This window comes from Vibrio sp. Vb1574 (assembly GCF_033338675.1).
In genome coordinates this window covers 307,758-320,038 of record NZ_JAWOTC010000001.1, presented here as the reverse complement: position 1 = coordinate 320,038, position 12,281 = coordinate 307,758, and the positions used below count along the sequence as shown (strand labels likewise).

9 protein-coding genes and 4 tRNA genes are annotated in these 12,281 nt (G+C 45.5%); 12 read left to right on the top strand and 1 reads right to left on the bottom strand.

The window, feature by feature from the left end; translation table 11 throughout:
• Positions 1-12: 12 nt before the first annotated feature.
• Positions 13-936: a peptidoglycan DD-metalloendopeptidase family protein gene (locus R7O12_RS01385; protein WP_318105217.1), complete on the top strand. Its 924-nt coding sequence runs from the start codon at positions 13-15 to the stop codon at positions 934-936.
• An 80-nt stretch (positions 937-1,016) separates the two neighbouring features.
• Positions 1,017-2,003: an RNA polymerase sigma factor RpoS gene (rpoS, locus tag R7O12_RS01380; protein WP_005380887.1), complete on the top strand. Its 987-nt coding sequence runs from the start codon at positions 1,017-1,019 to the stop codon at positions 2,001-2,003.
• An 82-nt stretch (positions 2,004-2,085) separates the two neighbouring features.
• On the opposite strand, the gene mutS is transcribed toward rpoS, so the two are convergent.
• The gene (gene mutS / locus R7O12_RS01375) at positions 2,086-4,647 is read right to left on the bottom strand and encodes a DNA mismatch repair protein MutS (protein ID WP_318125564.1); all 2,562 of its coding nucleotides are present in this window, start codon (positions 4,645-4,647) and stop codon (positions 2,086-2,088) included.
• A gap of 84 nt (positions 4,648-4,731) precedes the next feature.
• Here mutS and pncC point away from each other — a divergent pair, with 84 nt between their 5' ends.
• From pncC to R7O12_RS01325, 10 genes are all read left to right on the top strand, one after another.
• Positions 4,732-5,214, top strand: a complete 483-nt coding sequence (pncC, locus tag R7O12_RS01370) for a nicotinamide-nucleotide amidase (RefSeq protein ID WP_130545006.1) — start codon at positions 4,732-4,734, stop codon at positions 5,212-5,214.
• Between the two features lie 200 nt (positions 5,215-5,414).
• Positions 5,415-6,458 carry a recombinase RecA gene (recA, locus tag R7O12_RS01365; RefSeq protein ID WP_005380874.1) on the top strand — a complete coding sequence of 348 codons (1,044 nt, stop codon included), beginning with the start codon at positions 5,415-5,417 and terminating at the stop codon, positions 6,456-6,458.
• 127 nt (positions 6,459-6,585) lie between these two features.
• Positions 6,586-7,053: a recombination regulator RecX gene (gene recX / locus R7O12_RS01360; protein ID WP_025768848.1), complete on the top strand. Its 468-nt coding sequence runs from the start codon at positions 6,586-6,588 to the stop codon at positions 7,051-7,053.
• 142 nt (positions 7,054-7,195) lie between these two features.
• Complete coding sequence (gene alaS / locus R7O12_RS01355) at positions 7,196-9,778, top strand: alanine--tRNA ligase (RefSeq protein WP_005380872.1); 2,583 nt, start codon at positions 7,196-7,198, stop codon at positions 9,776-9,778.
• Positions 9,779-9,990: 212 nt separating this feature from the next.
• On the top strand, positions 9,991-11,178 hold the full coding sequence (locus R7O12_RS01350) for an aspartate kinase (RefSeq protein ID WP_318105219.1): 1,188 nt from the start codon (positions 9,991-9,993) through the stop codon (positions 11,176-11,178).
• Positions 11,179-11,270: 92 nt separating this feature from the next.
• Positions 11,271-11,468, top strand: a complete 198-nt coding sequence (gene csrA / locus R7O12_RS01345) for a carbon storage regulator CsrA (RefSeq protein ID WP_004415691.1) — start codon at positions 11,271-11,273, stop codon at positions 11,466-11,468.
• Positions 11,469-11,802: 334 nt separating this feature from the next.
• Positions 11,803-11,894: transfer RNA gene (locus R7O12_RS01340), tRNA-Ser, on the top strand.
• Positions 11,895-11,925: 31 nt separating this feature from the next.
• Positions 11,926-12,002 (top strand) — tRNA-Arg (locus R7O12_RS01335).
• Between the two features lie 29 nt (positions 12,003-12,031).
• A tRNA-Ser gene (locus R7O12_RS01330) sits at positions 12,032-12,123 on the top strand.
• A gap of 85 nt (positions 12,124-12,208) precedes the next feature.
• Positions 12,209-12,281: transfer RNA gene (locus R7O12_RS01325), tRNA-Arg, on the top strand.

Genomic DNA, 12,281 nt, shown 5'->3' with positions numbered 1-12,281 from the left:
GGTTGGGGATAGGTGAATAAGTTACTACGTCATATTGGTATTAGCTTTGTGTTTGCTGCAGGACTAGTTGGTTGTGCAGCGCATTCCCCTGCACCTGTCTCTAGCCTAAAAAAAGACTATTCAAGCCTTGAAAGAGGGAGTTACAGAGGGAGTTATTATGAGGTAAAAAAAGGCGATACGCTTTACTTCATAGCTTATGTCACAGATAAAGATGTAAATGATCTTGTTCGTTACAATGAGTTAACTCAGCCTTACACTATCTACCCAGGACAGAGGCTAAAACTTTGGGCTCCGAAATATGTCGCCCCTAAATATGGTCAAAAAGTTGAACCCGTTGTGGCTCCTGTTGTTACGCCCCCCCCAGCTCCAGTGACGAAAACATCAACAGCCTCTAAACCTAAACCTTCGAGTAAAAACTCTAGTCAAAAACCTACAGAGACTAAGCCTAAAGTCGTACAAAAACAGCCTCCAAAGAAGGTTGAACAATCGAAAACAAAGGAGTATGTTGGTTCAAAAGATAACCAAAAAGTGAAGCGAAAAGCGCCAACTACCACAGCAAAGAGTGATAAAGTCTCAAAGTGGTTGTGGCCAACAAAAGGGAGAGTAATCAAGAACTTTTCGGCGGGAGAACAGGGAAATAAAGGTATCGACATCGCAGGACAGCGTGGTCAACCTATCGTTTCAACCGCAGCCGGCACAGTCGTTTATTCAGGCAATGCGCTACGAGGTTATGGCAACTTAATTATAGTAAAGCATAACGACAATTATTTAAGCGCATACGCACATAATGACAAACTGCTGGTCACAGAAGGACAAAGCGTAAAAAGCGGACAAAAAATCGCCACCATGGGTAGTTCAGGTGCAAAGTCGGTCAAACTACACTTTGAAATTCGCTATCAAGGTAAATCAGTGAATCCAAAACGCTATTTGCCTTAAAACTTTGAAAAACAACTTGCGACATCATTTAGCGACATATTGAGTTGTCATGTCTTGCTAACTCGCCAGGGGGAGGCGTTATGAGTATCAGCAACACAGTAACCAAAGTTGAAGAGTTTGCATTTGATAATGCGTCAGTGAAGACCATTGATAACGAACTCGAAAGATCATCATCCACAGAAAGCAAAGCGACTGCGCGTGAAGAATTTGACGCGAGCAGTAAAAGCTTAGATGCAACTCAGTTGTATTTGGGCGAAATTGGCTTCTCACCTTTACTTACTGCCGAAGAAGAAGTGCTTTACGCAAGACGCGCCCTACGTGGCGACGAAGCGGCACGCAAACGTATGATCGAAAGTAACCTACGTTTGGTTGTTAAGATTTCTCGTCGATACAGTAACCGTGGTCTAGCACTACTTGATCTGATTGAAGAAGGTAACCTCGGCTTGATCCGAGCGGTCGAAAAATTCGACCCAGAACGTGGTTTCCGTTTCTCTACTTACGCAACGTGGTGGATCCGACAAACGATAGAGCGAGCGTTGATGAACCAAACTCGCACGATCCGTCTACCTATCCATGTAGTGAAAGAGCTGAACATTTATCTGCGTACTGCGCGTGAACTTTCTCAAAAGCTCGATCACGAACCGACCGCAGAAGAAATTGCTGCTCAATTAGATATTCCAGTCGAAGACGTAAGCAAAATGTTACGCCTTAATGAGCGTATTAGCTCTGTCGACACGCCAATCGGTGGTGACGGTGAGAAAGCGCTGCTGGATATTATTCCTGATGCAAACAACTCTGATCCAGAAGTTTCGACTCAAGATGACGACATCAAATCATCGTTGATTCATTGGTTAGAAGAGTTGAATCCGAAACAGAAAGAAGTGCTTGCACGACGCTTCGGCCTACTAGGCTATGAGCCTTCGACGCTGGAAGAAGTTGGTCGAGAGATTGGTCTGACACGTGAGCGAGTACGTCAAATACAAGTGGAAGGTTTACGTCGTCTTCGTGAAGTCCTAATCAAACAAGGTTTGAATATGGAAAACTTGTTTAACGTAGAAGACGATTAAATAATCCGTATTTCACTAGATACACAAAAGGCTATGGTTCCCCATAGCCTTTTTTCTTTTTTGCTCGTCGGTGTGAGTCTGTTTACAGCATCTTCTTCAAGCGATACAGCTCTTCAAGAGCTTGGCGTGGCGTTAAGTCGTCAGGGTCAATACCTGACAGAGCTTGTTCGACCTCGCTAGGCTCTGGAATCAGGCTCAACTGGTTAGCCACATCTACTGCACTTGGACGTGGTGTGTCACTGTTTTGCCCCAGTTGCTCTAGCTGAGATAGCTTGTTACGCGCATTTTTGATGACCGTTTTTGGTACGCCTGCTAAGCCCGCAACAGCTAGACCGTAAGACTTACTTGCCGCACCTTCTTGAACTGCGTGCATAAAGGCAATGCTATCTCCATGCTCTACGGCATCCAAGTGAACGTTCGCTAAGTTTGGCAGTTGGTTCGGTAACTCTGTTAATTCGAAGTAGTGAGTTGCAAATAGGGTCATCGCACCAATTTGTGTTGCGAGCCATTCCGCACTTGCCCAAGCTAAAGACAGACCGTCGTAAGTACTAGTACCGCGTCCGATTTCATCCATTAGCACCAAACTGTTCTTAGTTGCGTTGTGAAGAATATTGGCTGTTTCGGTCATTTCTACCATGAAGGTCGAGCGGCCAGATGCAAGATCATCTGATGCACCAATACGAGTAAATATACGATCTAAAGAACCAATCTGTGCGGATTCTGCCGGTACATAAGAGCCGATATGTGCCATCAATGCAATCAGCGCAGTTTGACGCATGTAGGTTGATTTACCACCCATGTTTGGACCGGTGATGATCAACATCTTCCGGGCTGGGTTAAGCTCAATTGGGTTCGCGATGAACGGCTCTGTTGTTACTTGTTCTACGACTGGATGACGGCCAGCTTGAATGTGAATTCCTGCGTCTTTCACAAGCGTTGGGCGGCCGTAATCTAACGAATCTGCACGCTCTGCTAGGTTTTGTAATACATCTAGCTGAGACAGAGCAGAAGCTAGGTTTTGCAGCTTCTCAAGGTTTGGCATCAATAGATCAAACAGTTCTTCCCACAACTGTTTCTCAAGTGCTAACGCTTTAGACTTCGAGTTAAGTACTTTGTCTTCGTGTTCCTTAAGCTCTGGGATGATGTAGCGTTCAGCGTTTTTGAGTGTTTGGCGACGTACATAATGCGGTGGAACCAAATGGCTCTGGCCACGGCTCACTTGGATAAAGAAGCCATGAACGTTGTTATAGCCTACTTTAAGCGTATCGATACCGTGTCGTTCACGCTCATCTCGCTCAAGCTGCTCAAGATATTCTGTTGCACCGTCTGCCAATTTTCGCCATTCATCGAGCTCCGCATTGTAGCCTTCAGCGATGACGCCACCATCACGAATAACAACCGGCGGATTTTCTTTAATCGCGCGTTCTAACAGGTCACATACTTCGTCAATCGGAGCTGCATACTTCGCCAATTTCGTTAGGTACGGATGGGTCAAAGAAGCGGTGACAGATTCTAGCTCTGGTAGCTGTTGCATGGCATTGCGAAGTCTAGCCATATCGCGAGGGCGAGCAGAGCGTAATGCAAGGCGCGCTAAGATGCGTTCAATATCACCAATTTGCTTTAACGTTGGTTGAAGATCGGCAAACAGAGCTTGTTCTTTAATCTCACCAATTGCATCAAGACGATTGTTTAACGTTTCAATGCAACGCATAGGCTGATGCAACCAACGCTTCAGCATTCGGCTGCCCATCGGAGTTGCACAATGGTCGAGTACTGCAGCTAGCGTGTTATCGGTTCCGCCTGCTAGATTTTGAGTAATTTCCAGATTACGTCGGGTAGCAGCATCAAGGATGACGGATTGATCCTGATGATCAAACGTTAAAGAGCGAATATGAGGTAAAGCCGTACGTTGAGTATCTTTTACGTACTGGATCAAACAACCAGCAGCACATAACCCTAAGGACGCATGTTCTACACCAAAACCAACCAGATCTTTTGTGCCAAATTGTTGATTGAGTTGTTGCTTAGCCGTATCAAGCTCAAACTCCCAGACTGGGCGACGACGGTTACCATTGCGGCTCGCCATTAAATGTACAGGTTCAAAATCTTCTGGGAACAGTAGCTCACGTGGTGCAGTGCGTTGAAGCTCGGCTGTCATCGCTTCTTCAGTTTCTGGCTCTGTCAGTTGGAAGCGACCAGAGGTGACATCCAGCGTCGCATAACCGAACTTACCGTTGTGATGGTAAATTGCTGCGATTAAGTTATCGACACGCTCAGAAAGCAGCGCTTCATCCGTCACAGTACCTGGTGTCACGATACGCACAACTTTACGTTCTACCGGGCCCTTGCTGGTGGCCGGATCGCCAATCTGTTCACAGATCGCCACAGACTCACCAAGCTGAACAAGTTTTGCCAGGTAGCCCTCTACGGCGTGAAATGGCACACCCGCCATTGGGATAGGTTCACCTGCAGACGCACCACGTTTGGTCAATGAAATATCAAGAAGCTGAGAAGCTCGCTTGGCATCATCGTAAAAGAGTTCGTAGAAATCGCCCATGCGGTAGAACAGCAAAATCTCTGGGTTCTCAGCCTTTAGCTTGAGGTATTGCTGCATCATCGGAGTGTGTTTTTGTTCAGCTTTCACAGGTAAGTTCTTTTGTTTATTTCCGTAGCGGCTTAGGATACGTGAATCCCTATCAAGTAAAAAGAGACAAAGGGCATTTTGGCTATGGAAAAAACAACAAAATTGAGTGCCGATTTAGGCGCATTATTGGCTAAACACGGGCATCTTTTAACGACGGCAGAATCATGCACGGGTGGCGGTGTTGCAACTGCTATTACTGATATTGCTGGCAGTTCTGCGTGGCTTGACCGGGCGTTTGTCACTTACAGTAATGAAGCCAAAATGGAGATGCTTGGTGTACAAGCTTCAACGTTGGAAGCTCATGGTGCGGTGAGCGAACCCGTTGTGATTGAAATGGTACAGGGTGCAATTAAAAACTCCAATGCCACCATCGGTGTGTCCATCAGTGGTATTGCAGGGCCGGGTGGTGGCAGTGAAGAGAAACCAGTCGGCATGGTCTGCTTTGCTTTTGCTGATAACCAAAGTTGGCAGCAAGTCGAAACCATGCATTTCTCTGGTGACCGTGCAGAAGTTCGCAAAAAAGCGGTCGAGCATGCGCTGACTCAATTGTATCAACATCTACTCTAGAATTTCTTAAATTGTTTTAGCCCAGCATTGATAAGGGCTAGAGCAAATCACGACTTTAGGTCAGCCAAATTTTTTTCATACAGGTATGGACACTGTATGAATCAACAGTATAATAACTTTCATTGCTGAGCAGTTCTTCTGCTTAAGAAAAATGAATTACTATTCGTCGCCCAAAGAAGATGAATAAATCGGAGAAAGTAATGGACGAGAACAAACAGAAAGCGCTCGCCGCTGCGCTAGGTCAAATTGAAAAGCAATTCGGTAAAGGCTCTATCATGCGCCTTGGTGATAACCGCGCAATGGACGTAGAAACCATCTCAACTGGTTCTCTTTCTCTTGATATCGCTTTGGGTGCTGGTGGTCTACCAATGGGTCGTATCGTAGAAATCTACGGCCCAGAATCTTCAGGTAAAACAACGCTAACACTTGAGCTTATTGCTGCTGCGCAACGTGAAGGCAAAACTTGTGCGTTTATCGATGCAGAACACGCTCTAGATCCTGTATACGCGAAGAAACTTGGCGTTGATATCGATGCATTGCTAGTTTCTCAGCCAGACACAGGTGAGCAAGCGCTAGAGATCTGTGACGCACTTGCACGTTCTGGTGCTATCGATGTTATGGTTGTCGACTCTGTCGCAGCACTAACACCGAAAGCAGAAATCGAAGGCGAAATGGGCGATAGCCACATGGGTCTGCAAGCACGTATGCTTTCTCAAGCAATGCGTAAGCTAACGGGTAACCTAAAGCAGTCTAACTGTATGTGTATCTTCATCAACCAAATCCGTATGAAGATTGGTGTGATGTTTGGTAACCCAGAAACAACAACAGGTGGTAACGCACTTAAGTTCTACGCTTCTGTTCGTCTAGATATCCGTCGTACTGGCGCAATCAAAGAAGGTGACGAAGTCGTAGGTAACGAAACGCGCATCAAAGTTGTTAAGAATAAGATTGCAGCACCATTTAAAGAAGCAAACACACAAATCATGTACGGCCAAGGCTTTAACCGCGAAGGTGAACTTGTCGATCTAGGTGTGAAGCACAAGTTAGTTGAAAAAGCCGGTGCTTGGTATAGCTACAATGGCGATAAGATTGGTCAAGGTAAAGCGAATGCGTGTAACTACCTGCGTGAGCACCCTGAAGTGGCTAAAACTATCGATACAAAACTGCGTGAAATGTTGCTAGCGCCAGCACTTGCGGAAGCGCCTGAAGCTGGTGAAGCGCCAGAGCAAGCTGAAGAGTTTTAATCTCTCATAGATTAATAAATGACAAAGCCCTGCAATGCGGGGCTTTGTTGTATCTATTGAAATCAAAAATCGAATTATCACAAAGGCCATTGAGAGCCTGTACAGCAAAAATACTTTTAGGATCATCATGTACCAAAAACGCCAGGCGCCAACATTATCGAGCAAAGAGGCAGCTATCCAATTGCTTAGCCGTCGCGATCATGGTCAGTATGAGCTTTACCAAAAATTATCGATGAAGGGCTATGAAGAATCAGACATCGACATCGCAATTAATTTTTGCCTAGACCATAATTATCTAGATGATTTACGTTACGCGAAGAGTCAAATTAGACAGCATGTATACAAAGGACATGGAGAGCGTCGAATTCGTCAAGAGTTAAACCAGAAGCGTGTTGCGGAATCGGTGATTGAGCAAGCTATGGCTGAAGAGCCGCAAGATTGGTTTGAACTGGCTAAACAGGCGGCAGAAAAGAAATTCAAAGGCGTCAAAGCCAAGGACCAAAAAGAATACGCAAAACAAGTCCGTTTTCTACAATACCGAGGCTACAGTTTCGACCAAATTAGCTATGCGCTTGCCTTTGAAGACCAAGATTAGCGTTGATCCAATTGCGCTGATTTTTGTTTTGCTTCAAATTTTTTCTCCTACTCCCTCTTTTCCTCAAGAAAACTAGTCTCAGCTGTTTGCATGATCTACAATACGGCAAAATTCTAACTCGACTATTTTCAGGAAGAGCTGCATGTACATGAGCACTGATGAGGTTCGTAACGCGTTCCTCAAGTTCTTTGAGAGCAAAGGACACCAAATCGTAGAAAGTTCATCGTTAGTTCCACATAACGACCCAACCCTGCTGTTCACAAACGCAGGTATGAACCAATTTAAAGATTGTTTCTTAGGCTTAGAAAAACGAGCCTACACTCGAGCGACTACGGCTCAGCGTTGCGTACGTGCTGGTGGTAAACATAACGACCTAGAAAATGTTGGCTTTACTGCTCGTCACCACACATTCTTTGAAATGTTAGGCAACTTCAGCTTTGGCGATTACTTCAAAGAAGATGCGATCTCCTTTGCTTGGGAATTCCTAACCGAAGTTCTTAAACTGCCAGCGGATCGTTTATTGGTAACTGTTTACGAAACCGATGACGAAGCGTTTGACATCTGGAACAAGAAAGTTGGCGTACCCGCTGATCGTATTGTTCGCATTGGTGATAAAGAAGGCGGCAAGCCGTACGAGTCTGATAACTTCTGGCAAATGGGCGACACTGGCCCTTGTGGTCCATGTACTGAAATCTTCTACGATCACGGTGAGCACATCTGGGGTGGCCGTCCTGGCACGCCTGAAGAAGATGGTGACCGTTTCATCGAGATCTGGAACAACGTATTCATGCAGTTCAACCGTCACGCAGACGGCACTATGGAACCGCTACCAAAACCATCGGTAGATACTGGTATGGGTATCGAGCGTATCTCTGCAATCATGCAGGGCGTTCACTCAAACTACGAAATCGATGTATTCCAAGCTCTTATCAAAGCAGCAGCAGAAGTGATCGGTTACGAAGACCTATCAAACCAATCACTACGCGTTATCGCTGACCACATCCGTTCATGTTCATTCCTGATCGTGGATGGTGTTATGCCTTCAAACGAAGGTCGAGGTTACGTATTACGCCGTATCATCCGTCGTGCAGTTCGTCACGGTAACAAGCTGGGCGCACAAGGTGCATTCTTCCACAAGTTGGTTGGCGTTCTAGCTGACATCATGGGTACGGCTGGTGAAGAGCTGAAGCGTCAACAAGCTGTGGTTGAAAAAGTACTGCGTATCGAAGAAGAAAACTTTGGTCGTACACTTGAGCGCGGTATGGCGATTCTAAACGAAGCACTAGATAACCTAGACGGTAAAGTACTAGACGGCGAAACCGTATTTAAACTTTACGATACTTACGGCTTCCCAGCTGACTTAACTAACGACGTAGCACGTGAGCGTGAGTTCGCAATCGACGAAGAAGGTTTCGAGAAAGCGATGGAAGAGCAGCGTCAACGTGCGCGTGAAGCGGGTAACTTCGGTACTGACTATAACGCAGCAATCAAAGTTGATACGCAAACAGAATTCTGTGGTTACACAGGTACTAAAGGCTCTAGTTCTGTAGCAGCGATGTTCGTTGAAGGCAACGAAGTAGATTCGCTATCTGCGGGCGACAAAGCAATCATCGTACTTGGTGAAACACCATTCTACGCAGAGTCAGGCGGTCAGTGTGGTGACGCTGGTGAAATCCGTACTGAGTCTGGTGTATTCCGCGTTGAGGACACTCAAAAACTAGGTAACGCAATCGCGCACCACGGTGTAATGGCAGAAGGCGTTCTAGCGAAAGGTGATGAAGTAGCAACTATCGTTGACGCAGAGCGTCGCGCAGCTATCTCTCTAAACCACTCAGCAACGCACTTGCTACACGCAGCACTACGCCAAGTTTTAGGTGAGCACGTAACGCAGAAAGGCTCATTGGTGAAGGCAGACAACCTACGTTTCGACTTCTCACACCTAGAAGCCGTAACTGCAGCAGAGTTGAAAGAAGTTGAGCGCCTAGTTAACGCGCAAATTCGTCGCAACCACACGATTGAAACCAACGTGATGGACATTGAGTCTGCTAAGAAGAAAGGCGCAATGGCTCTATTCGGCGAGAAGTACGACGACGAAGTACGCGTACTATCTATGGGCGACTTCTCGACAGAGCTTTGCGGTGGTATTCACGCATCAAGCACAGGTGATATTGGCCTATTCAAAATCACTTCAGAAAGCGGCATTGCTGCAGGTATTCGACGTATTGAGGCGGTAACAGGCGAGGCTGCATTAGACGCGATTGAAGCTCAAAACGCGAAGTACGAAGAGAAACTGGCAGAATCTGCACAGAAAGCAAAAGCGCTAGAGAAAGAAGTGCAGAAGCTAAAAGATAAGATGGCGGCAGCAGAAAGCGCTAACATCATGGGCAAAGCGGTTGAAGTCAATGGTACAAAAGTTCTAGTCGCAGCTCTTGAAGGCGCTGACAGCAAGAACCTACGTACTATGGTTGATGACATTAAGAACCAAATGGGGTCTGGTGTCGTACTGCTTGCTAACGTAACAGGTGACAAGGTTGGCCTGATTGCTGGTGTGACTAAAGATCTAACTGGTAAAGTAAAAGCTGGTGATCTAGTTAAGATGATTGCTGAGCAAGTCGGTGGTAAGGGCGGTGGTCGTCCTGACATGGCTCAAGCTGGTGGTACTGATGTAGCCGCACTACCAGAGGCAATTAAAACAGTTCAGCCTTGGTTAGAAGAGCGCTTATAAGCTTTTAACTACTAAAATTACGCTCAATCAAGTTTCTTTGATTGAGCGTAATTTTTTTTAGCAGCCAAGTGGTTTAATTGACCAAAAGTTAACCGAGTCATTTAGGCTATTTGGTTTTTGTTGTAACTACTGCTTATATAATTTTTCTAAAAGGAAATACTGACGATATAAGCAGTTCTAAAGAGACTTCGGTCTTGGGAAGGTGAAGACTGGTGAAAAAGCCCCTTATCGTGCAAAAGTTTGGCGGAACCTCAGTGGGTTCAATTGAAAGAATCCACCAAGTTGCTGAACACATCATTAAGGCGAAAAATGATGGCAATCAAGTTGTTGTTGTCGTGTCTGCAATGTCAGGCGAAACAAACAGACTGATGGACCTCGCTAAACAGATAGATAGCGTGCCTACAGCTCGAGAACTTGATGTTTTGCTCTCTGCTGGTGAGCAAGTGTCAATGGCACTGTTAGCAATGACACTCAATAAATTGGGTCATGCTGCACGCTCGCTTACCGGAGCACAGGCGAATATTGTGACGGATAATCAACACAATGACGCAACGATTAAACACATTGATACTAAGACAATTCTGGGATTGCTTGAGCAAGACCAAATCGTGATTGTTGCAGGCTTTCAAGGTGTGAATGAGAACGGGGATATCACCACATTAGGTCGAGGTGGCTCAGATACGAGCGCAGTGGCACTGGCAGGCGCATTGCGCGCTGATGAGTGTCAAATCTTTACCGACGTTGATGGTATTTATACTTGTGACCCACGTGTAGTGAAAAACGCGCGAAAATTGGCGGTTATCGATTTTCCTTCCATGGAAGCGATGGCAAGCCGAGGCGCGAAAGTATTACATTTACCTTCAGTGCAATTTGCATGGAAGAATAATGTGCCACTGCGCGTGCTTTCGACATTTGATGTTAATGAAGGCAGTCTGGTAAAGGGGGAGTTAGGCAATCAAGCCGTCTCTGGTATAGCCATTCAACGTGACCTTGCCATAATCGAAGTCGATAAAGAACATTTATCTAGTGCTACAAAACAATGTCAGATGTTGGGTATCGACATTTGGAGTGTGATCGAGGAAACAGAACGGGCAGGTATCATGATAAAACAAGATGCATGTGCCAAGTTCGATCTGGTGTTCAGCGACAAAATCCGTAATAGTGAAGTGGTAAGCCTGTTGACCGCAGTGGGGCTTGAGGCCAATGGAATGGTAGAGCACGCATGCGATTTGTTGGCAAAGCGAGATATTGAGATCAATTTCAGCGCAACGAATACACTCACTATGATGCTAGTTTTAGCACCCGAATGTGTGGATACAGCAGCAAACATTCTGCATGATGCTTACATTACGTCTAGTGAAGCATTAAACATTCAACAAAAACATGCCTTTTTAGGCTGATTTTCGCTAACAAGGTAGTTTACGAAAATATAACTTTTGTTGGATAATAGCTTTGTAGCAAGAAAATTTAGAGATTACTCAAGGAGCAAAGAATGCTAATTTTGACTCGCCGCGTAGGCGAAACACTGATGATTGGTGATGAAGTGACTGTAACTGTACTAGGTGTTAAAGGTAACCAAGTGCGTATCGGCGTTAACGCTCCGAAAGAGGTTTCAGTTCACCGTGAAGAAATCTACATGCGCATTCAAGCTGAAAAAGGCAATGGCAACGTTGCTTCAGGTAACTACTAAGTCGCTCCTGTTTACAGAGCTTAGTTTGAATGAAAAAGGCTAACCGAAGGGTTGGCCTTTTTAGTTTTTACTGTTTTTGAAAATTTGCAGAAACTATTGTGTTGAGTATGGCTGTGAATTCATCAATAATGTTGATTCGAATTTCAGAAAGTTATTTGAAAATAAATGTCTTTTTTTCAGAGAAGACTCTCTTTTTTTCATCATAATAGAGTGATAAAGTTCGTTTAATAGTCACTTTGATTAAATCAGCAACGGTTAAGCCAGTTTCGTAGATTTTTTCAAAGAAAGTGTTTGACATATTTTCGGTAAAACGTAATATGTGCCTCCGCAAGACGGTGAGGTGGCCGAGAGGCTGAAGGCGCTCCCCTGCTAAGGGAGTATACGGTTTATCCCGTATCGAGGGTTCGAATCCCTCCTTCACCGCCATTCTTGCAACGTTGATTTATCAACAAAAAGTGCGTCCTTAGCTCAGCTGGATAGAGTACCTGGCTACGAACCAGGCGGTCGGAGGTTCGAATCCTCCAGGACGCGCCATATCTCTTTTGAGATATAACAATGAAAACGGTGAGGTGGCCGAGAGGCTGAAGGCGCTCCCCTGCTAAGGGAGTATACGGTTTATCCCGTATCGAGGGTTCGAATCCCTCCTTCACCGCCATTCATTGACTGGCCCGATGGCCTTTTTTTTGTTTCGTAAGAAATGAATGTGATTTACTTCACAACTTCTTAGCAAGAAGATCTGCGCGTCCTTAGCTCAGCTGGATAGAGTACCTGGCTACGAACCAGGCGGTCGGAGGTTCGAATCCTCCAGGACGC

What these genes read in the sequence shown, in the direction of transcription:
- rpoS (WP_005380887.1), top strand. Translation starts at nt 1,017, where the DNA reads ATGAGTATCAGCAACACAGTAACCAAAGTTGAAGAGTTTGCATTTGAT.
- pncC (WP_130545006.1), top strand. Translation starts at nt 4,732, where the DNA reads ATGGAAAAAACAACAAAATTGAGTGCCGATTTAGGCGCATTATTGGCT.
- recX (WP_025768848.1), top strand. Translation starts at nt 6,586, where the DNA reads ATGTACCAAAAACGCCAGGCGCCAACATTATCGAGCAAAGAGGCAGCT.
- csrA (WP_004415691.1), top strand. Translation starts at nt 11,271, where the DNA reads ATGCTAATTTTGACTCGCCGCGTAGGCGAAACACTGATGATTGGTGAT.
- recA (WP_005380874.1), top strand. Translation starts at nt 5,415, where the DNA reads ATGGACGAGAACAAACAGAAAGCGCTCGCCGCTGCGCTAGGTCAAATT.
- alaS (WP_005380872.1), top strand. Translation starts at nt 7,196, where the DNA reads ATGTACATGAGCACTGATGAGGTTCGTAACGCGTTCCTCAAGTTCTTT.